Below are 25893 nucleotides of genomic sequence, written 5' to 3' on the forward strand. Positions count from 1 at the left end.
ACGGTTTCGTCCTACTGCTTGGGCGGGACCGCCGGCATTCCCAGGAACGGCAGGCGCAGCGCGCCGAACGCCTCGGCCGGCACCGCCGGGCTGACCGGCTCCACCGGCTTCAGCCGTTCGTACGCCGCACCCTGCGCCGGACGCGGGTCGGCCTCGCCCTTGTTCGGCCAGAACGACATCGCGCGCTCGGCCTGGGCGGTGATGGTGAGCGACGGGTTCACGCCCAGGTTCGCCGAGACCGCGGCGCCGTCGACGACCGAGATGCCGGGGTGGCCGTAGAGGCGGTGGTACGCGTCGATGACGCCGGTCTCGCGCGAGTCGCCGATCGGGCAGCCGCCGAGGAAGTGGGCGGTGAGCGGGGTGCCCATGAGCTCGCCCACGTTGGAGCCGGCGAAGCCGTTGATGTCGGCGGCTATCGCGGAGGCGGCCTCCGAAGCGGCCCTGATCTGCTTGGGGTTGGGCGCGCCGTGACCCTGGCGTGCCGTCAGCAGGCCCTTGCCGACGCCCGCCGGCTTCAGGTACGTCGTCAGCGAGTTGTCCAGGGACTGCATCACCAGACCGATGATGGTCCGCTCCGACCAGCGGCGGTTGGAGAGCGAGCGCAGCACGAGGAGGGGGTGGCGGGCCGCGTTCGCCAGCCAGCCGGCGACCCTCGAGGAGCCCTCCGCGTACGGCACCTGCAGGATCGACAGACCGCCCATCGAGTTGGAGCCCTTGCCGTAGCGGACCGGCTCGATGTGGGTGTTCTCGTCCGGGTGGATGGACGAGGTGATGGCGACGCCGCGGGTGAAGTCGACCTTCGCCTGGCCGGTCGCCCTGCGGTAGCGGCGGTCGTCGGTCTGGGCGCCGACCAGGGCCTCGGAGTTGGTGCGGGTCAGCTCGCCCAACCGGTCCGACAAATAGGGGAGTTGACGGTTGGCCTTCATCCGGTGCAGCAGGGTCTGGGTGCCGTAGGTGCCGGCGGCGAGGACGACCCGGCGGGCCTTGAAGACCCTGCCCTTGGCCTTCCCCCTGCGGCGTGCGTCGGTGGGGAGGGTGGCGACGGCGTAGCCGCCCTGCGAGTCGTCCGTGACCGAGACGACCGTCGTCAGGGGGTGGACCACCGCGCCCGCCTTCTCGGCCAGGTGGAGGTAGTTCTCGTTCAGGGTGTTCTTCGCGCCGTGCCGGCAGCCGGTCATGCACTCGCCGCACTCGGTGCAGGCCCTGCGGGCGGGCCCGGCGCCCCCGAAGTAGGGGTCGGCGACCTGCTCCCCCGGCCTGGCCTTCGCCGTCCCGTCCGCGTCCTCGCCGTCGCCGAAGAAGACGCCGACCGGCGCCAGGTGGAAGGTGTCGCCGACGCCCATCCGCTCCGCGGCCGCCTTCAGGTGCACGTCGGAGGGGGTCGTCGTCGGGTTGAGCCGTACGCCGAGCATGCGCCGCGCCTGGTCGTAGTACGGCTTCAGCTCCTCCTCCCAGTCGGTGATGTCACGCCACTGGGGATCGTCGAAGAAGGGCTTCGGCGGCACGTAGAGGGTGTTGGCGTAGTTCAGGGAGCCGCCGCCCACGCCCGCGCCGGCCAGCACCATGACGTTGCCCAGCAGATGGATGCGCTGGATGCCGTACATGCCGAGCCTGGGCGCCCACAGGTAGTTCTTCAGGTCCCAGGAGTTCCTGGGGAGCGACTGCCGGGTGAAGCGGCGGCCGGCCTCCAGGACGCCCACGCGGTAGCCCTTCTCGGTGAGGCGCAGGGCGGTCACCGAGCCGCCGAAGCCCGACCCGACGACGATGACGTCGTAGTCGTAGACATCCTGGGACACAGGCTCTCCTCGTTGAGAACGGGTGTGGTTCAGCGCAACCGGAGTGTCTTCATCACCTTCAGGCTGGTGCTCATGAACCGGGCGTACTTCTCGTCGTCCATGCCGAGCGCGGGCGCCATCGGCAGCAGGCGCTGCTGGGCCACCGTCTGGGCCTCGGTGTACTTGAGGATGCCCTCGGAGCCGTGGCGGCGGCCCAGACCGGAGTCCTTCATGCCGCCCATCGGGGACTGGACGCTGCCGTAGGCGGAGGCGTAGCCCTCGTTGACGTTCACGGTGCCGGAGCGCAGCCGCGAGGCGACGTCCCGGCCGCGCCGGCCGTCCTTCGTCCAGACCGACGCGTTCAGGCCGTACGGCGTGGAGTTGGCGTGCCCGACCGCCTCGTCGTCGGTCGTGAAGCGGTAGATCGACACGACCGGGCCGAAGGTCTCCTCGGAGCAGACGGACATGGGCTCGGTGACGCCGTCGAGGATGGTCGGCTCGTAGAAGTACGGGCCGACGTCGGGGCGGGCGACGCCGCCGGCGACGACCTTCGCGCCCTTGGCGACGGCCTCCTCGACGTGCCGGGTCACGGTCTCCAGCTGACGCTCGCCCACCAGGGAGCCCATGTCCGCGCCGTAGGCCAGGGAGGTGCCGAGGCGCATGGCCCTGGTGCGGGCGGCGAAGCGCTCGACGAAGGCGTCCGCGATCGACTCGTGGACGTACAGCCGCTCGATGGATATGCAGAGCTGGCCGGCGGAGGAGAAGCAGGCGCGGACGGCGCCGGCCGCCGCCTTCTCGATGTCGGCGTCCTCCAGGACCAGCATGGCGTTCTTGCCGCCGAGTTCGAGGGAGACGCCGACGAGACGGGCGGCGGCGCCCTGGGCGACCTCGCGGCCGGTGCGGGTGGAGCCGGTGAAGGAGACGTAGTCGGCGTGCCGGACGACCTCGGGGCCCACCACGGGGCCCTCGCCGAGGACGACCTGGAAGACGTCGGCGGGCAGGCCGGCCTCGATGAGCAGGTCGCGGGCCCACAGGGCGGTCAGGCAGGTCTCCGTGTCCGGCTTCATCACGACGGCGTTGCCCGCGACGAACGCCGGCAGCGCGTCGCCGACCGACAGCTCCAGCGGGTAGTTCCAGGGCGCGATCTGACCCACGACACCGCGCGGGTGACGCAGTTCGGTGACCTTCGTGAGGGTCGGCATGGCGCCCGCGTGCCGCTTGGGGCGCAGATAGGCGGGGGCCTTGCGGCCGTAGTGGCGGGCGGCGACCGCGACGGCCTGCACCTCCTCATGGGCGTGCAGGCGCGCCTTGCCGGTCTCCAGCTGGATGAGGTCGAGCACCTCGGCCTGGCGCTCGAGCACCAGGTCGTGGAAGCGGAGCAGAACGGCGGCCCGCTCCCGTACGGGCGTCCTGGCCCACACCGCCTGGGCGGCACGGGCCGCCTCGTAGGCCTTCTGCACGTCCTCGGGGGTGGACTCGGGCAGGTCGGCGAGCTTCTCGCCGGTGAACGGCGTGTGGTTGGCCGTCCGCCCGGAACCGGTCACGCCCTTGGTGAGCTGGGCGACCAGCTCCGGGGTCACCACGTCGGCGGCGGTGCGCACGCCGGCGGGAGTGGGGGCGAGGGGGTTCGTACCGGTCTTGGCCGGTGCCTTTTCCGGGGCCTGCGAGTCCGTCATGAGCCGCAGGGTATGACGTGCGGAGGACTTTGGGTACCCGCCGGTAATGGGGTTTCACCGACCGCACACACGACGCCAGCGTTCACTGGCAACAAACCTGCTGATCAGGACGTTGAGCCCGGCGCCCGGGGTGGAATCCGGCGGCTCCCGATCTTCGGGGGACACCGCCGCCCGCGCCGTCTCCGCCTCGTCGCGGGCCTGTCCCCGCACACCCCCGTCCCCGGGCTCGGCGTCCTCGGCCGCGGGGGGCGGCGCGGGCCGGTCACGCACTGCCGCCGCCAGGGCGGCCGCGGTCTCCTCCGGGGTCGGCCGGTCGTCCGGGGCGCGCCGCAGGAGCCGCAGGAGGAGCGGGCCGAGCGGACCGGCCCGTGTCGGCTCGGGCGGGTCGGCGGCGAGGATCGCGGCGCGCGTGGACTCCCAGGTCGTCCCGCGGAACGGGGGCCGCCCCTCGACGGCCGTGTACAGCAGGACGCCGAGGGACCACAGGTCGGAGGCGGGGCCCGCGCCGCGTCCGGACATCCGCTCGGGCGCCACGAACTCCGAGGAGTCGACGAACGGGCCGGTCACGGCGAGGGATTCCTCGCCCGGGGTGTGCGCGATGCCGAAGTCGGTGAGGACGACGCGGCCGTCCGTGCCGAGCAGCACGTTGGCGGGCTTCACGTCCCGGTGGACGATGCCCACGGCGTGCGCGGCGCGCAGCGCGCCCAGGACGGCGAGGCCGACGCGGGCGGCCTCGGCCGGGTCGAGGGGCCCGTGCCGCAGCGCCTCGTGCAGGGACTCGCCGCGGATCAGCTCCATGACGATCCAGGGGAGTCCGCCGTCGACGTCGGCCCCCTCCTCCACCACCACGTCGTGGATGGAGACGGCCGAGGGGTGGTCGACGCGGGCGGCGGCCCGGGCCTCGCGTTGCAGGCGGTGGGCCGCACGGCGGTAGGACTCGTCCTCGGGGTCGCCCGGCAACCGCGGCTCCTTGACGGCGACTTCGCGCTCCGCCAGCTCGTCCCTGGCCCGCCAGACGGTGCCCACGGCGCCGGAGCCGATGCGCTCGAGCAGCCGGTAGCGGCCGTCCACTGTCCGGCCTTCGGCGCCTCCGGGAACCCCGTCGTTGCTCATGCCTTCATGACTACCACGATCAACGTCTTCCTCACCTGCCCAGTGCGAACCGTCCCGCGCCGAGCCGTCGCACCTCGACCGCACCCGAGCCGGCGAAATGTGCAGGAATCACCAACTCCCCTTCGTATGCGGCGCGTTCGAGGATCCTGGCGCGCTGGACGGCCGCCAGGTCCGGATCGAGACAGAAGCAGCTGCTGCACCGCGGACGCAGCACCTGTACCGGGCTGTGCAGCAAGTCGCCCACGAACACGGCGCGTTCGCCGCGCGAGGCGACCCGCAGGACGGACGAGCCCGGGGTGTGGCCGGGCGCCGACTCCAGGGTGAGGTGCTCGTCGACGCGGTACCGGCCGTCCCAGAGCACGGCCTGCCCGGCCCGGTGCACCGGCGCGACGCTGTCCTCGTAGACCAGGCGGTCGTCCTCCCGCCGTCCCGCGCCGTAGCCGCCCGCCGGACCGAAGTGGGCGTCGTCGGCGGCCGGCAGGAGGTAGCGGGCCCGGGGGAAGGTCGGCGTCCACTCCCCCTGGACGTCCACGGTGTTCCAGCCGACGTGGTCGGCGTGGATGTGCGTGTTGACCACGACGTCGACGTCCTGCGGGCGCACCCCGGCCGCGGCGAGCCGCCCCGGCAGGTCGCCCTGCCGACGGTGGAAGTGCGGGAAGCCCGGCCGCTCACGGCCGTTGCCCACCCCGGTGTCGACGAGGACCGTCCGGCCGGCGCTGCGCACGACCCAGGTCTGCAGCGCCGACATCACCCGGTCGCTGCCGGGGTCCCAGTGGTCCGGGGCTAGTTCGTGCCGGTGCTCCTTCCAGACCTCGGGGCCGACGCCGGGGACGAGGTCGGCCGCGGGCACGAAGAGGGACTGCCACTCGACCACTCGGAGGATCTCGACGTCCCCGACCGTGAAACTCTGCACCTGTTCGTCAGTCATGACCGGAGCCTAGGAAGACACCGTTGAGCGTTTCGATGCCCGAATCGCTCAACCGGATACGCGTACGTCTCACGTACGCTTGCGCCATGGATGTGGTGAGCGACGCGATCTCCTCCGTGCGCACCGGGCGCCCGCACTCCAACAGGCTCAGCGTGAGCGGCAGTTGGTGCACACGGATCGCCCCCTACGAGGGCGCGGGCTTCCATGTCGTCCTCGCGGGGAGCTGTTGGCTGCTGCCCCGGGGCGGCGAGGGAATCGCCCTCGGCCCGGGGGACGTCGTCCTGCTGCCGCACGGCGCCGGTCATGTGCTGGCCGACCGGCCGGTGGACGCGGCGACGGCGGCCCGGGCGGTGCCGTTCGAGGAGGCCGGGCCGAGGGAGCCCCTGGACGTGACCGGCGGCGCGGACGACGCGGGCGGCGTACCCCAAGTGGAGCTGCTGTGCGGCAAGTACCGCCTGGACCACAGCCGTGCCCACCCGCTGCTGGCGGAGCTCCCCCAGGTCGTGCATCTGGCGGACACGGCGGACCGGCCGCCGGAACTGCGGTCCGCCGTCGACCTGCTGGCCCGTGAGCTCGACGGCCGGCGGCCCGGCTCCTCCCTCGCTCTGACCGGTCTGCTCGACCTGCTGCTCCTCTACATGGTCCGGGCGTGGCTGGCGCGGGCCTCGGCCGGTACCTGGCCGGCCGTCCTGGGCGACCCGGTGGCCACGGCCGCGCTGCGCGCCCTGCACGCCGACCCGGCCGCGCCCTGGACCGGTGACAGCCTGGCGGCCCGGGCGGGCGTCTCACGGGCGACGCTCGCGCGCCGCTTCGGCGCACTGGTCGGCCGGCCGCCGATGGCGTACCTGACGTGGTGGCGTCTGACCCTCGCCGCGGCCCGGCTGCGCGAGACGGACGCGCCGCTCGCGGCGGTGGCCCGGGAGACGGGGTACGGCAGTCCGTACGCGCTCTCGCACGCCTTCAGCCGGGAGTTCGGCACCACACCGGGTAAGTACCGCGCCGCGGCGGTCGGCGGGGACCTGCCGGCCGGCGGGGACTTGCCAGTCAGCGGGGACCGGCCCGGACAGCACGCCTAGAGCTTGTCGATCTTCAGGTTGGCGATCGCGTTGCGGGCCACCTCGCGGCCCCGCGAGGTGAAGTCGCCCTTGCCGGGATAGCCGATCATGAGCTTGTACATGTCGCCGCCGGTGGACTTGTAGTACAGGATCTCGAGCTCCCGCGGAGCGGGCTGCTGACTGTCGGTGGTGGTGTACACGACCGTGTTCCCGGCGGCCTTGCGGCCGTGGAAGGTCACGTTGTCGTCCGTCCTGGTCCGCGGCCCCTTCGGCATGTCGAGCTCGTAGCTTCCGGACTCCTTGAAGTCGCCGTTGTCGGCGTACATCTCGGCGGCGGCGGAGTCCTTGATCTCCCGGCTGGTGTCCTGCGCCTTGCGTTCGACCAGCAGGACGACCGAGATCGCGCCGCTCGGGTCGGTGTAGCTCACCCAGTGGTCGCCGACCGGGGCGTCCTTGGCGGGTTCGCCGCGCACATAGCTGTCGGGCACCGCGAGCGTCGCGGTGACCTCCTTCTCGTGGCTCGTCTTCCAGCCGTCCGGCAGCGGCCCCGCGAACGGGTCGGCGATCATCAGGCCCACCGCCACCGCCGCCGCGACGACGGCCGCGCCGAGCCCGATCCACGCCGCGCGGCCCAACCGGCGCCGGGCACGGGGGACTTCGGCGTGCGCCCCGGCCAGGGTGGGCAGGGGCGCGGGCGTGTTCGCGGCGGCCTCCAGCAGGGCCCGCACCCGGGCGGCGTCCGGGCGGCGCGCCGGATCCTTCTGCAGCAGCCCGTTGACGGCCTCGGCGAGCGGGCCCTGCGCGGCGACGGGCGGCGCGGGGGTCGCGTTGAGGACGGACTGGAGCGTGGCCGGCGTGTTGCTGCGGCGGAACGGCGAGACGCCCTCGCTCGCCGCGTAGAGCACCACGCCCAGGGACCACAGGTCGGCGGCCGGACCCGGTCGCTGCCCCAGCACCCGCTCGGGGGCGATGTACTCGGGCGAGCCGACGAAGCCGCCGGTGTCGGTCAGGTTGGTCTCGCCCTCGATCTGGGCGATGCCGAAGTCGGTGAGGACGATGCGGCCGTGACGGCCGAGGAGGATGTTGTCCGGCTTGACGTCCCGGTGCAGGACGCCCGCCGCGTGCGCGGCCTCGAGCGCGCCGAGCACTTCGAGGCCGATCCGGGCCGCCTCGCGTGCGCCGAGGGTGCCCTCCTGGAGGACGTCGCCGAGCGAGCGCCCGCGCACCAGCTCCATCACGATCCACGGCCGTCCGTCCACGACGGCCACGTCGTGCACGCCGACGACCGCCGGATGGTCCAGCCGGGCCGCGGCCCGTGCCTCGCGGCGCATCCGCTCGAACGCGTTGGCGCGTTCGCGTTCGGGAAGCTGGTCCGGGACACGGGGCTCCTTGACGGCGACCTCGCGGTCCACCGTCTCGTCCTTGGCGCGCCACACCGTGCCCATGCCGCCGTGCCCGAGCTTGGCGAGCAGCCGGTACCGCCCGGCGATGAGCCGCCCGACCCCCGGCTCCGGCGGCGGCCCGACCGGCGACGGCGACGGTTGTGCCCGCTGTGACGGCGACGGCCAAGACGACGCCTCTGGCGACGATGGCGACGGCGATGGCGATGGCGAAGGCGATGGCGATGGCGAAGGCGATGGCGACGGTACGGCGGCCGGGTCCGCGCTCCGGCTCGCGTTCACGCCCGGGTGCGGTTGCGGGGTCGAGTTCGGGCTCGCGCTCGCGCTCGGGTTCGGGTTCGGCGGTTGCAGAACAAAACTCGTCGTCTCGTCGGGCCCGTGGCCGACTCCCCCGTCGTGGCTCATGGTTCCATCCATATCGCGCCATGCGGGCCGATATCCATTGTGCGGGGACACCGGTCACAGACCCGTGACGTGCACCGTTCCTTATTTCCTTTTTACGAGGGTACGAAGGTGTCGACCGCGACGTCGAAATACTCCCGCGCCTCCCGCACCTTCCCGACCGGCGCCGACACCCACACGTCGTACAGCCGCCCGCCCTCCTCCCAGCACAGGTCGTACGTGTGCCGCAGGCCCTCCGCCGCGCTGAAGCCGTTCCAGGTGAACTGCCACAGGGCCGCGGGCCGTCCGCCGTGGGTCGTCTCGGTGACCTGGCCGTCGTGGTAGCCCGGGTTGGTGTCCGGGCCCTCGGCGGCGGCCCGCTCCATCACGGCGAGCGGGCCGTCCGACGGCGCGTCGGAGACCTTGACGCCGAGGCGGAAGACCTGACCCGGCGACATGTAGAAGACCCGCTCGCCCTGCGGCACGCGCGTGAAGTCGTCCGGCACGGCGAGCGCGAAGCCGGCCGGGTCGTCGCTCACGCGGTAGCCGGAGGGAGCGGACGGCGCGCGGGCCGACGTGCGGGAGGAAGCGGGCGGCGAGGCCGGGTACGTCCCGTGGATCGCCGTGGGGGACGCGCTGGGAGAGGGCGAGGGACTCGGCGTGCCGCTCGTCTGCGGCCGGCTCGGCGTGCCGCTCGTCGACGAACCCGGCGCCGAACTCGCGGGCGTACGCCCCCCGTCGCCGTCCCCGTTGAGCAGCAGCGCCGCCGCCGACACGCCCGCCCCGGCCATCGCGGCGACGAGCAGCGCGGCCACCAGCACGCCGCGCGTCGAGCGCTCCCGGGCGGCCTGGTCGGGCCTCGGCCGGGGCACGTCGGCCTGGGTCGGGGTGTAGCCGGACGACACCGGTGGCGGCGTGCGCCCGGTGTCCAGGAAGGTGCGCAGCAGCCGCTCGGCCTCCGCCGCGCCCAGCCGCCGGTCCGGATCGCGCTCCAGCAGCCCCCGTACGACGGGCAGCAGCGGGGCGGCCTGCGCGGGCGTGCGGATCTCGGCGAACACGACGGCGTGCAGGATGCCGCCCAACGAGTCGCGCCGGAAGGGGGATTCACCGCTCAGCGCCGTGCACAGCAGCGCGCCCAGCGACCACAGGTCGGACTCCGCGCCGGTGCGCGCCCCGGACATCCGCTCGGGCGCCGTGTACTCGGGCGAGCCGACGAACGAACCGGTCTCGGTGAGCGTGGTGGCGCCCGCGATCTGTGCGATCCCGAAGTCGGTGAGGACGACCCGGTCGCTGTCGCGTTCCAGCAGGACGTTCGCCGGCTTGATGTCCCGGTGCAGAACCCCGGCCGTGTGCGCGGCTCGCAGGGCGCCGAGCAGGGCGACGGCGATCCGGGCCGCCTCCTTCGGCGCGAGCGGACCCTCGGCGGCGATCCGGTCGGCGAGTGAGCCGCCGTCGATCAACTCCATGACGATGTACGGGCGTTCGTCGTCCTCGACCACGTCGTGCACCACGATGATGTGCGGATGGCTGAGCTGGGCGACCGCCCGGGCCTCACGCAGCGTCCGGTCGCGGCGGCCGCGTGCCTCCTCGGCGGAGAGCGTGTCGTCCTGGATCAGCTCCTTGACCGCGACACGCCGTCCCAGCAGCTGGTCCGTGGCCCGCCACACGACGCCCATGCCGCCGCGTCCGAGCCTCGCCTCCAGCCGGTAACGGCCCGCGATGACCCGTACGGCGTCCTCGCCCCCCTCGGTCCCCATGGGCCCATCATGCCCCACCGGAGGCCGGGCCTCCGGGGCGCGGTCCGGCCAACTGCCGCGCCCCCGGCCGCGGACGCTAGGAACCCGGCTCGCGCCAGCTCTGCAGCACGGACCTGAACTGCTTGGCGGTCGTGGCCCAGTCCTCGGCGGGCGAGGACATGTAGATCGCGTACTCGGCGCCGTCGCGGGAGACGTACGTCTCCTCGATCGCGCGGCGCGGCCCGGGGAATTTCGTGTCCTTCGCCAGCGCGGTCCAGGTGTACTCCCACTCGGAGCCGTCCCGGTCGCGGTAGACGTTCTTCTCCAGGGTGACCCGCTCGTAGCCGACCAGCCGCTTGAGCTGCTGTTCGAGGTCGACCTGGTGCGCGTAGGGGTCGCTGAAGTCGGGGGACTTGTCGAGGGCGATGCGCACGAAGTGCTTGCCGCCGTCGGGCGTGTAGTCGATCTGCTGGAGATCGCCTTCGTCCTGGTACACCTCCCGCTTCCAGCCCTTGGGGAGGGCGAGCCCGAAGCCCAGCGGGTCGTTGACCGGCTCCCAGGAGTCGGACGCCGTCCCCTGCTCGCCGGTGGGCGTCGGGCTCGGCGAGGCGGACGAGGACCCGGCCCCGGACCCGGACCCGGTGGTCGGCTCCTGTCCCTGGTCCCACTTCTGCAGCGCGATCGCCGTGCCGCCGCCGACCAGTGCGGCGACGACGACCACGAGCGCCGTGGTGCGCAGCCGGCCACGGCGCCGGGGCGGCTGGGCGGCCCCCGTCGGCGCGACCGGCGCGGCCTGCGGGAACGGCGCGGCCGGACTCGGTCCGACGTTCGTCGGGCCCACGGCGGTCGGGGCGGTCGTGGGGTGGCCGGGCACCGGCGTCGACGACTCCGGCGCGAACGGAACGTACGAGGTGCCGGGCGTGGCGTGGGACGCCGAACGCGCCGTGGAGTGGGAGGCGGACGCATGACCCCCCGTGGCCCGGTCCGGCCCCGCGAACTGCGTGGGCACGTAGACCTGCGCACCGCTGGGACGCCGTCCCTCGGCGGCCTCGGCCAGAAGCTGCTCGGCCTCGCCCGTGCCGGGACGTGCGGCGGGATCCTTGCGCAGCAGGGCCGTGATGACCGGGCCGAGCGGACCGGCGTGCCGGGGCTCGGCGGCCTCCTCCTCGACGACGGCCTGCAGCGTGCTCAGCGGCGAGGTGCGGCGGAACGGCGACCGCCCCTCCACCGCCGTGTACAGCGTCGCGCCCAGCGCCCACAGGTCGGAGGAGGGGCCGGGGTCATGGCCGCGCACCCGCTCGGGGGCCAGATAGTCGACGGAGCCGACGACCTCTCCGGTCCGCGTGATGGTGGTGTCGCCCTCGATCTGGGCGATGCCGAAGTCGGTGAGCAGGACGCGGCCGTCGTGGGAGAGGAGCACGTTGCCCGGCTTGACGTCACGGTGCAGCACGCCGGCGGAGTGCGCGGCGCGCAGGGCCCGCAGCACCCACAGGCCGATCCGGGCGGCCTCCGTGGGCTCGACGCGCCCGTCCTCCTTGACGGCGTCGGCCAGCGAACGGCCCTCGACCAACTCCATGACGATCCACGGGCGTCCGTCGTGTTCCAGCACGTCATGGACGGTGACCACGGCGGAGTGGTTGATCCGCGCGGCCGCACGGGCCTCCGCCCTGGTCCGCGCCAGCAAAATCGCCTGGTCGCCCTCGGCGACGTAGAGCGCGGCCGTCAGCTCCTTGATGGCCACCGCCCGGTGCAGCACCTCGTCGTGGGCACGCCACACCCGGCCCATACCGCCGCTCCCTATGGCGTCGGCAAGCCGGTAGCGCCCCGCGAGGAGCAGGCCCTGCATCTGATTCACGTTGCCCCGCAATGCTCTTGACAAGGTCAGCGTAAGGACCGGGCCGCTTCCGGGGAACCAGGGGGGTCCCAAGGAGACAGCACTGTGACGGTTGTCGCTTCCGGGCCCACGAGGCAACCTGCGAGGTCCACGACCCGTTGTCAGCCCGTGTACTGGTAGGTGGACGACGCCTGCTCGAACAGCCGGGTGACCTCGTCCCGTTCGGCTTCCGGCCCCCTGACCTGCACGATGTGGTACCGCCCCGCGATCAGGATCGCCAGGTTGCGGACGTACAGCTCACGGCCGCCGGCGCCGGTCCAGGTGAACTGCCCCTCCGCCATGGTCCGGGTGCCCACGGTCGTGGTGCGCAGCCCGGAGGCCGTGGCCCAGCTGGAGTCGCGGTAGGGCTGGAGCTCGCTCTCCTTCTCCCGCTGGTAGACCATCGGGTCGCTGCCGTCGGACGACGCGCTGTCGCGGCCGGGGACGACGATCAGCTCGAAGCTTCCGTGCGAGTAGACGACCTGACCGCGCCCGTTCTTCGGCGTGCGGTCCCAGCCGTCGGCCACGGCGACCTGGAAGCCTGCGGCGTCCTTGCGGAGGGTGAACCCGTCGGCGACCTCCGTACCGGATCCGCCGGTCTGCGTGCGGGTGGCCTCCGCCTCCGAGGACGCGGAGGCGCCCGGCGAGGTCTGGTCGGGCCGGGGTTCGCTGCTCGCCTCGGGCGCCTGGCCGGTCGTCTGCCCGGCGGCCCCGGTGCGCGGGGAGGCGTCCGGGCCGGCCGCCCCCTCCTCGCCGGCCTTGGGCATGAACAGCACGGCGTACGCGACCGCCGCGGCCAGCACCAGCAGGATCATCACGAGCAGGGTCCGGCCCAGACTGCGCGGCGAGCCGCCCGTCTCCTGCCGGGCCCGCTTGTGCCGCCCGTGCGGCGCGGGCAGACCGGCGCGCCGCCGGCGCACCAGCTCGCCCCTGCGGCGCACGATCGGCAGCCGGCGGGGGTCGGCGGGCGGGGCGGCCACGACATACGTCCCCGCCTCCGGCTCCGGCGCGGACCGCACCAGCGAGCGCAGCCAGCCCCGCAGCTCCTCGAAGTCGAGGCGCTCGGTGGGGTCCTGGCGCAGCAGCGACTCCACGACCGGCCGGAGCGGACCGCACTCCTCGGCGAAGGCGGGCGGCTCGGCGCACACCATCTGCACCAGCTCGGCCGTCGACTCCTCCGGATACGGCGCATGCCCCTGCACGGCCCTGAAGAGCAGCGCGCCCAGGGCCCACAGGTCGGTCGCGGGACCGATCGGAGCGGCCAGCTGCCAGTTCTCGTGCACCGGCCCGGCCTGCTCGGGCGCCCAGCGCTCGGTGACCGGTCCGACGACGGCCATCCTCGCCTGCCTCGCCCGCTCGGCGGCGAGCGCGGTGCCGGGCCCACGCCGGGGGCCGCTCCCGGGAGTTCCGGCCGTCGGCTCGCCCCAACCGGCCCCGGTCCGCGCCTCGCCCGACGGTCCCGGGCCCTGGCCCTGGCTCGGGCCGGGCACGGGGACCGGCGCGCCGGGGACGGGCGTGAGCGCGGCGTGCGACGACGGGGCCGCGCCGTACGGCGGCTGACCGGGGACGTAGGGGGTGTGCGGCGCGGGCACGGGCGCGCCCTGCACCCCGTAGGGGTCGGCGATCCGGCCAGGAGGGTTGCCGCCCCCGGTGCCCTGTTCGCCGTCGGCCGGGGTGCGGGCGCCGGGCAGGGCCGCCCGTCCGTTCTGCTGGGCTTCCTGCGCTTCCTGTATCCGGGCCGCCGCCCGGGCCCCTGCGCGGTACGCGGCGATCGCTCCGGCCCGCGCGGCGCGGATGTCTCCGCCGGTCTCCATGGGCGCCCTGCGCGCCACCGCCCCGGACGCCCCGCTCCCGCCGGAGGGCTCGCCCGCCGCCACCGGCAGCGCACCCGAGGCCCGCGCCTCTATGGCGGCCCGCCGAGCCGCCTCGGGATCCGCCGCCCCGGACTCGAGCCCGCCCCGGCCCGCACCGCCCGCACCGCCCGGCCCGCCGAAGGCGCCCTGGCCGCGCGGCTGGAGCGGGGGCGCGGAAGCCCGAGGCGCGACACCGCCACCGTGCCCAGCGGCCCCGCCGTGCCCAACGGCCCCGCCGTCGAAACCGTTTCCACCGCTCTGCGTGCCCCTCGGGCCCGCCGCGCCCTGCGCACCCTGCGTGCCCTGCACCCCTTGCGCGCCCTGCGCCGTGTCCTCGGCCGGCACCGGGTCGTACCCGCACAACGCCTCTTCCGCCGCGCCGACCGCGAGGCCGGTCAGCATGACCCGGCCGTCGTCGCAGACGAGGACCGTGCGGGCGGTGATGTTCCGGTGCACCCAGCCATGGGCGTGCAGCACCCGCAGCGCCATGAGCACGTCGGAGGCGACCTCGGCGGCCCGGTACGGCGTCAGCGGCTTCTCGGCGAGCAGCGCCGCCAGCGGCCGTGCGGCCACCAGTTCGCTCACTATCCACAGCGAACCGCCCTCGGCGAACACGTCGAAGACCTGGTCGAGCCGCGGATGGTCGGGAATGCCCGCCGTGGCCTGGGCCGCCTCCATCGCCCGCCGTACGACGGGGTCGGCGGGCCGTCGTGTCCCCGCGCCCGCGCCGGAGCCCGCGCCCGGTCCCCGGGCGGCCGGCCGCCGCGCCTCGCGCTCCCGTGCGGTGAACCCTTCGGGCAAGCCCTCCGCGTCGAGCACCTCGGCCTCGACGACCTCCGGCAACGGCACCTGGCGGACCAGGACTTCCTGCCCGCTGTAGGTGTCGAAGGCCCGGGACTCGGTGAGTTCGTACTCGTCGGAGGGCGGCAGTGGCAGGCGGTAGCGGTCGACGAGTACCCGACCCGCATAGTCGTCCACGTTGCCCCCCTCAGCCGCCCGGCCGGTCAATTCCGTTCGTCCTGCGTGCCGTTACAGCCTTATCCGGCCGAATAGCTGGATGCGTACGGTCCGCAAGCACTCACGATACGTGCCGGAGGCAACCCGCAAAGAGAGGATGCAGGATCTCACGCCCCGAACCGCGCTGCCGGGCGTCGGCTACTTCTTCGGCCTGAAGGTGTCCGTCAGCGTCGCCCATGTGGTCTCCCGCAGGTCGCTGCCCCACGCGGCGGCCTTCGCCGTGTACATCAGCGCGTAGCCGAGACCGTCGTTCACGACGAACCCGCGGTCGATGGTCCGGTACGCCGTCCCGCCGTCCGTGTAGGTGAACTCCCAGTCGGCCGTGTTCCAGTCGCGGTAGTCCACCTGATGTATCCGGATCTTCGTGTACTGGGAGCGCCTCATGGAGCGCTCCTGGTTCTTCCAGTCGGCGACGGGGTCGTCCTTGGGCGTGGTCGTCCAGGCGACGAGCAGCTTCTGCCCGTCGGGCCCGACGAAGCGGTCGCCCGCGGAGTCCGCGGATTTGTACTTCCACCCCGCGGGCAGCCCGATCGAGTAGTAGCCCTGCGAGCCCTTGTGCGTCGTCGCCGCCCTGCTGTCCCCGGTGGCGGGGGCGCCGGATCCGGCGCCCCCGGCCGCGGACGTGCCGCCGGACGAGGACCCGGACGACGCGGGCTGCGACTGCGACTGTGCCCCGTCCGTACGGGTCCCGCCGCTCGTGTCCTCCTTGGTGTCGGCGCCGGCGCTGTCACTGGCCACCGGCCGGTCGGCGCCGCCGCCCTTGGCGCCACTCGCCTCGTCGTCACCGCCGAGCGTGAGGGCCAGCACGGTGCCGAGCACCGCGAGCATCACCACCACGGCGATGATCACCAGCGTCCGCTTGGGCACGACGTCGGTCAGCGGGGCCCTGGGCACGGGCCGCGGCGGCAGGTCCGGAGGCGTCATGACGGGCCACCCGGAACTGCGCCCGCCACCCTCGCCGTGCCCTCCGGAACCGGAACCGGAACCCGAACCGGAACCCACGGCGGCACCCGAACCGGAACGCGCTGCGGAGCCGCCCCCCGAACCGTTCCCGGAACGGGCCGCCGGCACGGACGCGGACGACGACACGGATCCGGAGGCCGCCCCGGACACCGGACGGGCCGCCTGCGCAGGAGCCGACGCCGAGGACGATGCCGAGGACGATGCGGTCCGTGCCGGGGAAGCCGGCACGGCAGGCGGGGCGGCGGCGGAAGCCGCGGCCCCGGAGTCCCGAGCCCCGGAGCTCCGCGCCGCGCCGCCCGTCCGAGACTCGTCCGCGCGCACGGAACCGGAAGCACTCGTCCCGTTCGACGACTTGGCGCGGGCCGCGGCCGCCGAGGTCGCCGCCCCCGCGGCGACGGCGGCCTTCCGCACGGACCGCAGCGCCCCGCGCAGCTTCTCGCCCGCCTCCGCGCCCGCCGAACTCCCCTTGCCCGAGTTGTCCGGCAGCGTCGGCAGGGGCACGACCTTCGTCGCGTCGGCCGGCTCGGCGTGGCTCGGTTCGGGCGCGTGCAGCACCGCGTTGAGCATCGCGCGCGCACCGGCGTCGTCGAGCCGCCGCGCGGGATCCTTGGTGAGCAGGCCGTAGATGACGTCCCTCAGCGGACCCGCGTTCTTCGGCTCCTCCAACTGCTCGGTCATCACCGCGGTGAGCGTGGCGATCGCGGAGCCCTTGTCGTACGGCGGCGAACCCTCGACCGACGCGTACAGCAGACCGCCGAGCGACCACAGGTCGGCCGCCGGACCCGGCTTGTGGCCGCGGGCCCGCTCGGGGGAGATGTAGGAGGGCGCGCCGACGAGCATGCCGGTGGAGGTGATCGACGGATCGCCCTCCACCTGGGCGATGCCGAAGTCCGTGAGCACGACCCGGCCGTCCTCGGCGATCAGCACGTTCGACGGCTTCACGTCCCGGTGCAGGATGCCCTCGCGGTGGGCCGACCGCAGCACGTCGAGGATCGCCAGTCCGACCTCCGCCGCCCGCTTGGGCTCCAGCACGCCGTCCTCACGGATGACCTCGGCGAGCGACTTGCCCTCGACGAGCTCCATCACGATCCACGGCCGGTCGTCCTCCTCGACCACGTCGAAGACCGTCACCGCGCTGTTGTTGCGGATCCGCGCGATGGCCTTCGCCTCGCGCAGCGTCCGCGTGATCAGCCGCCGCTTCTCGTCCTCGTCGATGTTCCCCGGGAACCGCAGCTCCTTGACGGCGACCGTGCGCCCGAGGGTCTCGTCCTCGGCGCGCCACACCGTCCCCATGCCGCCGCGGCCGAGTACATCTCCCAGCCGGTACCGCCCGGCGAGGAGACGTGCGCTCTTGTCCTGACGGGGTGTTCCCGCCCGCTCCGCCTCCGACATGCGTCCCCTCATGCAACCCGCCCTGACAGAGCCTCCATTGTCCCTCACCCGACAAGTGCCCAACGCCCAGGGTGCCCCTCATGGCATCCGGACCGCATCCCAGGGGTGGAGTATTCCGGCCAGAAGGTGCACCACGCTCCGGCCAAAGAGCGCGACGAAGGCCGATCGAGTGGGCCGGGACCGCCTGAAGTGGGCGGGACCGGCCCGTGGATGATGAGCGCCAAAGGCAAGGAGAAGAGGGAGGAAGGAAGAGTCCGTGACGCCGCCGCTTCGGAGCCTGATGGCCGCACCGGTGGCCCTGGCGCTCCTCGGCTCGTTCGGAGCCGGCTCACCGGCGACCTCCGCATCGCCCGCGGACGCCCTCCTCCCGCTGCTCCTCACCCGGGGCAGGGCGCCCGCCGCCGCCCTGCTGGCCCGTGAGGAGAGCGGCACCCGCTACGCCGAGGCGGGCCCGGGCATCTCACGGTCCGACCACTTCCGGGCCGGCAGCATCACGAAGACCTTTCTCGCGACCGTCGTCCTGCAACTGGCCGACGAGCACCGGCTGTCCCTGTCCGACACGGTGGAGTCGCACCTGCCCGGCCTGGTGCGCGGGGCGGGAAACGACGGGCGCGCGCTGACCCTGCGTTCCCTGCTCACCCACACCAGCGGCCTGTACGACTTCACCCGGGACACCGGCGGCGTCGTACCCCTCACCGCGGTTCAAGCCGTCCGAATCGCCCTCACCCACCCTCCGGCCGACCGCGGCCGCTTCGCCTACTCCAACACCAACTACGTCCTGCTCGGCCTGATCGTCGAGCAGGTCACCGGCCACTCGTACGCCACCGAGACCGAGCGGCGGATCATCGCTCCCCTGCGTCTGACCGGCACCTCCTTTCCCGGCTCCCGCACCTTTCTGCCCTCCCCGCACGGCCGCGCCCTCGACACGGACGGGGCCGACGTCACCGCACTCGACCCGCGGGTGGCCGGGGCCGCGGGCGAGCTGGTGACCACGCTCGCCGATCTGGACCGCTTCTACGCGGCGCTGCTCGACGGTGAACTGCTGCCCCCGCGCCGGCTGCGCGAGATGCTCGACACCCGTGCCGCACACGGCTCGTACGGCATGGGCGTGTTCCCCGCGAAGCTCCCGTGCGGCGTCACGGTGTGGGGGCACAACGGCCGTATCGCCGGCAGTTACGTACGCAGCGCTGCCGTGCCGGGCGGCCGGCGTGTCCTCACGTTCCGGGTGAACACGACGGCGATCGCAGACCCCGGCCTCGAACCGGCCCTGCTCGCCGCCGAGTTCTGTCCTCGCACCCCGTAGAACGAGCCGGCCCCGAACGGAGATCCCGCCTCACGACACCCGTTCGGGTGAAACACCCCGGCGCGCCCGCCTTCGGGACGCCGGCGCGCGGGCGGTGTTCAGAACGGCACGATGTCCGGCGCTCCCAGCCGGGCCGCGTCGGCCGTCTGGTCGTCGGGCTGGCGCTGCGACTCACGCTCGGCCTCGACCCGCTTCTCGTAGTGCTGGACCTCGCGCTCGACCTGGTCCTTGTCCCAGCCGAGGACCGGGGCCATGAGTTCGGCGGCCTCGCGGGCGCTGCGGGTGCCGCGGTCGAAGGTCTCGATGGAGATGCGCGTGCGGCGCGTCAGCACGTCGTCCAGGTGCCGTGCTCCCTCGTGGGAGGCGGCGTACACGATCTCGGCGCGCAGATAGTCGTCGGCGAACTGCAGCGGCTCGCCCAGCGACGGGTCCGCGGCGATGAGGTCCAGCAGTTCCTCCGCCATCGACCCGAAGCGGTTGAGCAGATGCTCGACCCGCACCACGTGCAGGCCGGTCCGCGCCGCGGTCCGCGCCCGCGCGTTCCACAGGGCCCGGTAGCCCTCCGCACCCAGCAGCGGCACGTCCTCCGTGACGCAGTCGGCCACCCGCTGGTCGAGTCCGCGCACCGCCTCGTCGACGGCGTCCTTCGCCATCACCCGGTACGTCGTGTACTTGCCGCCCGCCACGACGACCAGCCCCGGTACCGGGTGCGCGACGGTGTGCTCCCGCGACAGCTTGCTGGTGGCGTCGGACTCACCGGCCAGCAGCGGCCGCAGGCCGGCGTACACGCCCTCGACGTCGTCCCTGGTCAACGGCACCGAGAGCACCGAGTTCACATGCTCGAGGAGGTAGTCGATGTCGGCGCTGGAGGCGGCCGGGTGGGACTTGTCGAGGTCCCAGCTGGTGTCCGTCGTGCCGACGATCCAGTGCCGGCCCCAGGGGATGACGAACAGCACGGACTTCTCGGTGCGCAGGATCAGCCCCGTGGTGGAGCTGATGCGGTCCCGCGGCACGACGAGGTGGATGCCCTTGGAGGCGCGGACGTGGAACTGGCCGCGCTCACCGACCATCGCCTGCGTGTCGTCGGTCCACACGCCCGTGGCGTTGACGACCTGCCGGGCGCGGATCTCGTACTCCCCGCCCGCCTCGACGTCCTGGACACGCGCGCCCACGACCCGTTCGCCCTCACGCAGGAAGCCCGTCACCCGCGCGCGGTTGGCCGCCTTCGCCCCGTAGGCCGCGGCGGTGCGCACCAGGGTGGCGACGAAGCGGGCGTCGTCCATCTGCGCGTCGTAGTACTGCAACGCGCCGACCAGGGCGTCCTTCCTCAAGGCGGGTGACACGCGCAGGGCGTGACGACGGCTCAGGTGACGGTGCATCGGCAGACCCCGGCCGTGGCCGCGCGCCATGGACATCGCGTCGTAGAGCGCGACGCCCGAGCCGGCGTACAGCCGCTCCCAGCCCTTGTGCTGGAGCGGGTACAGGAAGGGCACCGGCTTCACGAGGTGCGGAGCGAGCCGTTCCAGCAGCAGGCCGCGCTCCTTGAGCGCCTCCCGTACGAGGGCGAAGTCGAGCATCTCCAGGTACCGCAGTCCGCCGTGGATCAGCTTGCTGGACCTGCTGGAGGTGCCCGACGCCCAGTCCCGCGCCTCGACCAGTCCTGTGGACAGGCCGCGGGTCACGGCGTCCAGGGCGGTGCCCGCGCCCACCACGCCGCTGCCGACCACCAACACGTCCAGTTCGCGCTCGGCCATGGCCGCCAGTGACTCGGCTCGTTGTACCGGACCCAGTGTCGCTGTCCTCACCGCTGCCTCCCGCTGTCGGTCACCGGCCGCGCCCTGTCAGGGCGAGACCCCGTCCGTATCCCCCATGCCCAAATTCTGACCTTGATGCCCGGCTTCAGCCACCACTCGCCCCCAGCCTGTGGACAACTCTCACGGAACCGGAGCCGGCCTCCCGGGAAACACAGCCGGTCACCGCGCCCGGCCAGGGCCCGGACGCCCGGCCCCACACCGCCGGTCCCACACCGGCGGAGCCGCACGGCCCGGCCCGCGGACCGGCCCGCGGCCCGGCCCCGGGAGGCCGGACGGGTCCGGCCGACACGACCGGTTCAACACAGTCGACCAATCCCGCATATCGGTCATATTTACTCCTAGTCTGACATTGCGCTCGCCCATCCTGTCCACAGGGCTTGCGCACCTGTCCCACCTCGGTTACTGGGAAGGACGGCATACGCCATGCCCGCAGATCTCGCCGTCATCGGACTCGGCCCGCTCGGCCTGCCCCTGGCCCAGGCCGCCGTGGCCGCAGGCATCCCCACCATCGGTTACCGCACCGGCCCCGAGGCCGGCTCGCTCAGCCCCGCCGAACTGCGCCGGATGCTCTCGGGGGGTTTCCGGCCCGCCACCAACCCCGCCGAACTGGGCCGGGTGCGCACCGCCGTCATCTGCGCGCCGACCCCGCGCGACGCGGACGGCGGACTCGACCTGAGCCAGGTGGAGGCAGCCGCCCGCACCCTGGCCGGACACCTGCGCCCGCACACCACCGTGATCCTGGAGTCACCCGTGTACCCCGGGGCCACGGAGGAATTCCTGCGGCCGCTCCTGGAGGAGACGTCGGGCCTGCGCGCGGGCCGCGACTTCCACCTCGCCCACTCCCCCAGCCGGGTCGACCCCGGCAGCCGCGCCTTCACCCCGGCCACCACGCCGAAGGTGATCGGCGGGCTCACCCCTGCCTGCACCGAGTCCGCAGCCGCCTTCTACGGCCGTCTCACCGACAAGGTGGTACGCGCGCGTGGCCTGCGGGAAGCGGAGACGGTGCAGCTCCTGGAGACCAACTTCCGGCACGTCAACATCGCCCTCGTCAACGAGATGGCCGTCCTCTGCCACGACCTGGGCGTCGACCTGTGGGACGTCGTCCGCTGCGCGGAGACCAAGCCCTTCGGCTTCGAGGCCTTCCGCCCCGGCCCCGGCGTCGGCGGCCACTCCGTGCCCCTGGACCGCACCGGCCACGCCGGCAGCACGCTGCGCATGGTGGAACTCGCCCAGCAGGTCAACAACCGCATGCCGCGCTACGTCGTCCAGCGCGCCGCCGCCCTCCTCAACGAGCACGGCAAGTCGGCGCGGGGCGCGCGCGTGCTGCTGCTCGGCGTCACCTACAAGGCGGACCTCGCCGACCAGCAGAACAGCCCCGCGCGCGAGATCGCGATCCGTCTGATGGAACTCGGCGCGGCCGTCAGCTACAACGACCCGCACGTCCCGTCGTGGAACGTCCTGGACCGTCCGGTGCCGCGCGCCGACTCCCTCTACGAGGCCGCCGCCGACGCCGACCTCACGATCCTCCTCCAGCAGCACCGGACGTACGACCTGCAGGGCCTGTCGGTGAAGGCGCAGCTGCTGCTGGACACCCGGGGGGCCACCCCCACGGGGGCGGCGCATCGGCTGTGAACCGGGGCGCGCGCCGCCGCGCCGCACGCCCCGGCCCATGCGTGCCCCGGGCACGCGAAAGGGGCCGGTCGCCTCATCGGGGTGAGGCGGCCGGCCCCTTTTCGTAATCCTGCGGACGGCCGGGGTTACCGGCGGTGCACCGAGTCCGCCACCGTGACCTCGACGCGCTGGAACTCCTTGAGCTCGCTGTAGCCGGTCGTGGCCATGGCCCGCCGCAGCGCGCCGAAGAAGTTCATCGAGCCGTCGGGCGTGTGCGAGGGGCCCGCGAGGACCTCCTCGATGGTGCCGACCGTGCCCAGATCGACCTTCTTGCCGCGCGGCAGCTCCTCGTTGACGGCCTCCATGCCCCAGTGGTGGCCTCGGCCCGGCGCGTCCGTGGCGCGCGCGAGCGGGGAGCCCATCATCACCGAGTCGGCGCCGCAGGCGATCGCCTTGGGCAGGTCGCCGGACCAGCCGACGCCGCCGTCCGCGATCACGTGCACGTACCGGCCGCCGGACTCGTCCATGTAGTCGCGGCGGGCGGCGGCCACGTCGGCCACCGCCGTCGCCATCGGGACCTGGATGCCCAGCACGTTGCGCGTGGTGTGCGCCGCGCCGCCGCCGAAGCCGACCAGGACGCCCGCCGCGCCCGTGCGCATCAGGTGCAGGGCCGCCGTGTAGGTGGCGCAGCCGCCGACGATCACCGGGACGTCGAGCTCGTAGATGAACTGCTTCAGGTTCAGCGGCTCGTGCGAGCCGGAGACGTGCTCCGCGGAGACCGTCGTACCGCGGATGACGAAGATGTCCACGCCCGCGTCGACGACGGCCTTGGAGAACTGGGCCGTGCGCTGCGGGGAGAGCGCGGCCGCGGTGACCACGCCCGAGTCGCGCACTTCCTTGATGCGCTGCCCGATCAGCTCCTCCTTGATGGGGGCCGCGTAGATCTCCTGGAGGCGGCGGGTCGCCGTGTCCACGTCCAGCTCGACGATCTCGTCCAGCAGCGGCTGCGGGTCCTCGTGCCGGGTCCACAGGCCTTCGAGGTTCAGTACGCCCAGGCCGCCCAGCTCACCGATGCGGATCGCGGTGGCCGGGGAGACGACCGAGTCCATGGGAGCCGCCAGGAACGGCAGCTCGAAGCGGTAGGCGTCGATCTGCCAGGCGATCGAGACCTCCTTCGGGTCCCGCGTACGGCGGCTGGGGACGACGGCGATGTCGTCGAAGGCATACGCCCGGCGGCCGCGCTTGCCGCGCCCGATCTCGATCTCAGTCACGTCTGTGGCCTTTCCCTGATGCGTTCAGCGTCTTCCAGTATCGCCGACGGGCACGGCGAGGGCGGCCCCGGATGCTCCGGGGCCGCCCTCGCCGTGCCTCACGCGCGCGTGGCGCCTACTTGTTGCTGTAGTTCGGTGCCTCGACCGTCATCTGGATGTCGTGCGGGTGGCTCTCCTTGAGACCCGCGGAGGTGATCCGGACGAAGCGGCCCTTGGTCTCCATCTCCTCGATGGTGGCGGCGCCCACGTAGCCCATGGTCTGGCGCAGACCGCCGACGAGCTGGTGCAGCACGTTGCCGAGCGGGCCGCGGTAGGGCACCTGGCCCTCGATGCCCTCGGGCACGAGCTTGTCGTCGGCCGCGACCTCCGCCTGGAAGTAGCGGTCCTTGGAGTACGACTTGGCCTGGCCGCGGGACTGCATGGCGCCCAGCGAGCCCATGCCGCGGTACGACTTGAACTGCTTGCCGTTGATGAACTGCAGCTCGCCCGGCGACTCCTCGCAACCCGCGAGGAGGCTGCCCAGCATCACCGTGTCGGCGCCGGCGGCCAGGGCCTTGCCGATGTCGCCGGAGTACTGCAGACCGCCGTCGCCGATCAGCGGGATACCCGCCGGACGGGCGGCGAGGGACGCCTCGTAGATGGCCGTGACCTGCGGGACGCCGATGCCGGCGACCACACGGGTGGTGCAGATCGAGCCGGGTCCGACGCCGACCTTGATGCCGTCGACGCCGGCGTCGATCAGGGCCTGGGCGCCGTCACGGGTGGCGACGTTGCCGCCGATCACGTCGACGCGGACGCTCGACTTGATCTTCGACATCCAGCTGAGGGCGTTGCTGTTGTGGCCGTGGGAGGTGTCGACGACCAGGAAGTCCACGCCGGCCTCGGCGAGGGCCTGGGCGCGCTCCAGCGCCTCGGGGCTGGCGCCGACGGCCGCGCCGACGAGCAGCCGGCCCTCGGCGTCCTTGGCGGCCCGGGGGTACTTCTCGGCCTTGACGAAGTCCTTGACCGTGATGAGGCCCTTGAGCAGGCCCGCCTCGTCGACCAGCGGAAGCTTCTCGATCTTGTGCTTGCGCAGCAGCTCCATGGCCTCGACGCCGGAGATGCCCACCTTGCCGGTGACCAGCGGCATCGGGGTCATGACCTCGCGCACCTGGCGGGAGCGGTCGGACTCGAAGGCCATGTCGCGGTTGGTGACGATGCCGAGCAGCTTGCCGCCGGCGTCGGTGACCGGCACACCGCTGATGCGGAACTTGGCGCACAGGGCGTCGGCCTCGGCCAGCGTCGCGTCCGGGTGCACCGTGATCGGGTCGGTGACCATGCCGGACTCGGAGCGCTTCACCAGGTCGACCTGGTTGACCTGGTCCTCGATGGACAGGTTGCGGTGCAGCACGCCGACGCCGCCCTGGCGGGCCATCGCGATCGCCATGCGGGACTCGGTCACCTTGTCCATCGCCGCCGACAGCAGCGGGATGTTGACCCGAACATTGCGGGAGATGCGGGACGAGGTGTCGACCGCGTTGGGGAGCACCTCGGATGCGCCCGGCAGCAGCAGCACGTCGTCGTAGGTGAGCCCGAGGGTCGCGAATTTTGCGGGCACTCCGTCGACGTTGGCAGTCATGACACCTTCCCCAAATGGCCTTGATCGGTGCGGATGTCCATGCTAACGGGAAGCGCACCGCCCGAATTCCACGGTCGCGTATCACTGCGGGCTTCGTATGTTCGTACGGAAAGCACGGTCGGCCTGTTCACCGAAGGCCCGGTGACCGGGATCCCTACTGCTCTGCGAGTGCCCGCAGCCTGCTGAGCGCCCGGTGCTGGGCCACTCGGACCGCTCCGGGTGACATTCCCAACATCTGGCCGGTCTCCTCGGCGGTGAGGCCCACCGCGATGCGCAGCAGGAGCAGTTCCCGCTGGTTCTCGGGCAGGTTGGCCAGAAGTTTCTTCGCCCACTCGGCATCGCTGCTGAGGAGGGCGCGTTCTTCGGGGCCGAGCGAGTCGTCCGGGCGTTCGGGCATCTCGTCGGACGGGACCGCCGTCGAGCCCGGATGGCGCATCGCGGCCCGCTGCAGGTCGGCGACCTTGTGGGCGGCGATGGCGAAGACGAAGGCCTCGAAGGGTCTGCCGGTGTCCCGGTAGCGGGGAAGCGCGAGCAGGACCGCCACGCAGACCTCCTGGGCGAGGTCCTCCACGAAGTGGCGCGCGTCGCCGGGCAGCCGGGACAGCCGGGTGCGGCAGTAGCGCAGCGCCAGGGGGTGGACGTGGGCCAGCAGGTCGTGAGTGGCCTGCTCGTCGCCGTCCACGGCGCGATGGACGAGTGCTCCGATCGTCCCCACGGCAGTGACCGCCTCGTCATCGCGCATCGGTCCATGGTGCACTGCGGCCGGACCGGCCGCGGCACCGTGCCCGTCGTTGTGCACCGAAGCGTTATGAGCAGGTGCGCCGGCACTCATCCCCTGCGCCCTCCCCTTCCGCTCGACCGACTCGTCCCCGAGGAACTCCACACCTCAAGGATGCGGCATGCGCGGCGAAACGAGCAGCGGCCGCCCGCCGGGACCCCGCGCCGCTCCCGCCCGCCGTGCGGCGGGAGGGGTTCTCGCCCGGCCTCCAGACCGCTTCTGAGCAGGGAGGTTCGCCCATGAGCCCGCTCCCCTCACTGAATGACCGATGTCACGCGAATCCGGTCCGATCCGCCGGGCGGCCCAGGGCCCCCGTCCCACCGCGGACCGGTCCGG

At 73.1% G+C, this 25893-nt stretch carries 15 protein-coding genes and 1 pseudogene; 3 read left to right on the forward strand and 13 right to left on the reverse strand.

Annotated features, from left to right (window positions below; all coding sequences use genetic code 11):
• Window positions 1-11 precede the first annotated feature (11 nt).
• The 4 genes and pseudogenes from ACZ7DE_RS03140 to ACZ7DE_RS03155 form a co-directional block, all read right to left on the reverse strand.
• Window positions 12-1796 carry a GMC family oxidoreductase N-terminal domain-containing protein gene (locus tag ACZ7DE_RS03140; protein ID WP_470757332.1) on the reverse strand — a complete coding sequence of 595 codons (1785 nt, stop codon included), beginning with the start codon at window positions 1794-1796 and terminating at the stop codon, window positions 12-14.
• A 29-nt stretch (window positions 1797-1825) separates the two neighbouring features.
• A complete protein-coding gene (locus ACZ7DE_RS03145; RefSeq protein ID WP_470757334.1) occupies window positions 1826-3451 on the reverse strand; it encodes a succinic semialdehyde dehydrogenase in 1626 nt (541 codons plus the stop codon).
• Window positions 3452-3571: 120 nt separating this feature from the next.
• Window positions 3572-4564 (reverse strand): annotated as a pseudogene (locus ACZ7DE_RS03150) (serine/threonine-protein kinase); the annotation flags it as partial.
• A 31-nt stretch (window positions 4565-4595) separates the two neighbouring features.
• Window positions 4596-5492 carry an MBL fold metallo-hydrolase gene (locus ACZ7DE_RS03155; RefSeq protein ID WP_470757336.1) on the reverse strand — a complete coding sequence of 299 codons (897 nt, stop codon included), beginning with the start codon at window positions 5490-5492 and terminating at the stop codon, window positions 4596-4598.
• A gap of 86 nt (window positions 5493-5578) precedes the next feature.
• On the opposite strand from ACZ7DE_RS03155, the gene ACZ7DE_RS03160 reads away from it, so the two are divergent.
• Window positions 5579-6568, forward strand: a complete 990-nt coding sequence (locus ACZ7DE_RS03160) for an AraC family transcriptional regulator (RefSeq protein ID WP_470757338.1) — start codon at window positions 5579-5581, stop codon at window positions 6566-6568.
• On the opposite strand, the gene ACZ7DE_RS03165 is transcribed toward ACZ7DE_RS03160, so the two are convergent.
• The 5 genes from ACZ7DE_RS03165 to ACZ7DE_RS03185 all read right to left on the reverse strand — a co-directional run bounded on the left by ACZ7DE_RS03165 (window position 6565) and on the right by ACZ7DE_RS03185 (window position 17162).
• Entirely contained in the window at window positions 6565-8352 is a 1788-nt protein-coding gene (locus ACZ7DE_RS03165) for a serine/threonine-protein kinase (RefSeq protein WP_470757340.1), read from the reverse strand. The two genes, ACZ7DE_RS03160 and ACZ7DE_RS03165, sit on opposite strands and share 4 nt — an antisense overlap.
• A 92-nt stretch (window positions 8353-8444) precedes the next feature.
• A complete protein-coding gene (locus ACZ7DE_RS03170; protein WP_470757342.1) occupies window positions 8445-10085 on the reverse strand; it encodes a serine/threonine-protein kinase in 1641 nt (546 codons plus the stop codon).
• Between the two features lie 76 nt (window positions 10086-10161).
• Window positions 10162-11910: a serine/threonine-protein kinase gene (locus ACZ7DE_RS03175; protein ID WP_470757344.1), complete on the reverse strand. Its 1749-nt coding sequence runs from the start codon at window positions 11908-11910 to the stop codon at window positions 10162-10164.
• Window positions 11911-12059: 149 nt separating this feature from the next.
• The gene (locus tag ACZ7DE_RS03180; protein ID WP_470757346.1) at window positions 12060-14768 is read right to left on the reverse strand and encodes a protein kinase; all 2709 of its coding nucleotides are present in this window, start codon (window positions 14766-14768) and stop codon (window positions 12060-12062) included.
• A gap of 177 nt (window positions 14769-14945) precedes the next feature.
• Window positions 14946-17162, reverse strand: a complete 2217-nt coding sequence (locus tag ACZ7DE_RS03185) for a serine/threonine-protein kinase (RefSeq protein ID WP_470757348.1) — start codon at window positions 17160-17162, stop codon at window positions 14946-14948.
• Window positions 17163-17442: 280 nt separating this feature from the next.
• Between ACZ7DE_RS03185 and ACZ7DE_RS03190 the strand changes: the two genes are divergently transcribed.
• A complete protein-coding gene (locus ACZ7DE_RS03190; protein ID WP_470757978.1) occupies window positions 17443-18465 on the forward strand; it encodes a serine hydrolase domain-containing protein in 1023 nt (340 codons plus the stop codon).
• Between the two features lie 98 nt (window positions 18466-18563).
• On the opposite strand, the gene ACZ7DE_RS03195 is transcribed toward ACZ7DE_RS03190, so the two are convergent.
• Window positions 18564-20270 carry a glycerol-3-phosphate dehydrogenase/oxidase gene (locus ACZ7DE_RS03195; protein WP_470757350.1) on the reverse strand — a complete coding sequence of 569 codons (1707 nt, stop codon included), beginning with the start codon at window positions 20268-20270 and terminating at the stop codon, window positions 18564-18566.
• Window positions 20271-20702: 432 nt separating this feature from the next.
• Here ACZ7DE_RS03195 and ACZ7DE_RS03200 point away from each other — a divergent pair, with 432 nt between their 5' ends.
• The gene (locus ACZ7DE_RS03200) at window positions 20703-21911 is read left to right on the forward strand and encodes a nucleotide sugar dehydrogenase (protein ID WP_470757352.1); all 1209 of its coding nucleotides are present in this window, start codon (window positions 20703-20705) and stop codon (window positions 21909-21911) included.
• 125 nt (window positions 21912-22036) lie between these two features.
• Here ACZ7DE_RS03200 and ACZ7DE_RS03205 read toward each other — a convergent pair whose 3' ends face one another.
• The 3 genes from ACZ7DE_RS03205 to ACZ7DE_RS03215 form a co-directional block, all read right to left on the reverse strand.
• On the reverse strand, window positions 22037-23161 hold the full coding sequence (locus tag ACZ7DE_RS03205; RefSeq protein WP_470757354.1) for a GuaB3 family IMP dehydrogenase-related protein: 1125 nt from the start codon (window positions 23159-23161) through the stop codon (window positions 22037-22039).
• 115 nt (window positions 23162-23276) lie between these two features.
• Window positions 23277-24779 carry an IMP dehydrogenase gene (guaB, locus tag ACZ7DE_RS03210; RefSeq protein WP_470757356.1) on the reverse strand — a complete coding sequence of 501 codons (1503 nt, stop codon included), beginning with the start codon at window positions 24777-24779 and terminating at the stop codon, window positions 23277-23279.
• 154 nt (window positions 24780-24933) lie between these two features.
• A complete protein-coding gene (locus ACZ7DE_RS03215; protein WP_189718553.1) occupies window positions 24934-25521 on the reverse strand; it encodes a sigma-70 family RNA polymerase sigma factor in 588 nt (195 codons plus the stop codon).
• Window positions 25522-25893: the final 372 nt, after the last annotated feature.

This window comes from Streptomyces sp. NPDC037083 (assembly GCF_055606485.1).

Coding starts and splice junctions, on each gene's coding strand:
- ACZ7DE_RS03145 (WP_470757334.1), bottom strand. CDS start 3,451: ATGACGGACTCGCAGGCCCCGGAAAAGGCACCGGCCAAGACCGGTACG.
- ACZ7DE_RS03155 (WP_470757336.1), bottom strand. CDS start 5,492: ATGACTGACGAACAGGTGCAGAGTTTCACGGTCGGGGACGTCGAGATC.
- ACZ7DE_RS03160 (WP_470757338.1), top strand. CDS start 5,579: ATGGATGTGGTGAGCGACGCGATCTCCTCCGTGCGCACCGGGCGCCCG.
- ACZ7DE_RS03165 (WP_470757340.1), bottom strand. CDS start 8,352: ATGAGCCACGACGGGGGAGTCGGCCACGGGCCCGACGAGACGACGAGT.
- ACZ7DE_RS03170 (WP_470757342.1), bottom strand. CDS start 10,085: ATGGGGACCGAGGGGGGCGAGGACGCCGTACGGGTCATCGCGGGCCGT.
- ACZ7DE_RS03175 (WP_470757344.1), bottom strand. CDS start 11,910: ATGCAGGGCCTGCTCCTCGCGGGGCGCTACCGGCTTGCCGACGCCATA.
- ACZ7DE_RS03185 (WP_470757348.1), bottom strand. CDS start 17,162: ATGTCGGAGGCGGAGCGGGCGGGAACACCCCGTCAGGACAAGAGCGCA.
- ACZ7DE_RS03190 (WP_470757978.1), top strand. CDS start 17,443: ATGGCCGCACCGGTGGCCCTGGCGCTCCTCGGCTCGTTCGGAGCCGGC.
- ACZ7DE_RS03200 (WP_470757352.1), top strand. CDS start 20,703: ATGCCCGCAGATCTCGCCGTCATCGGACTCGGCCCGCTCGGCCTGCCC.
- guaB (WP_470757356.1), bottom strand. CDS start 24,779: ATGACTGCCAACGTCGACGGAGTGCCCGCAAAATTCGCGACCCTCGGG.
- ACZ7DE_RS03215 (WP_189718553.1), bottom strand. CDS start 25,521: ATGCGCGATGACGAGGCGGTCACTGCCGTGGGGACGATCGGAGCACTC.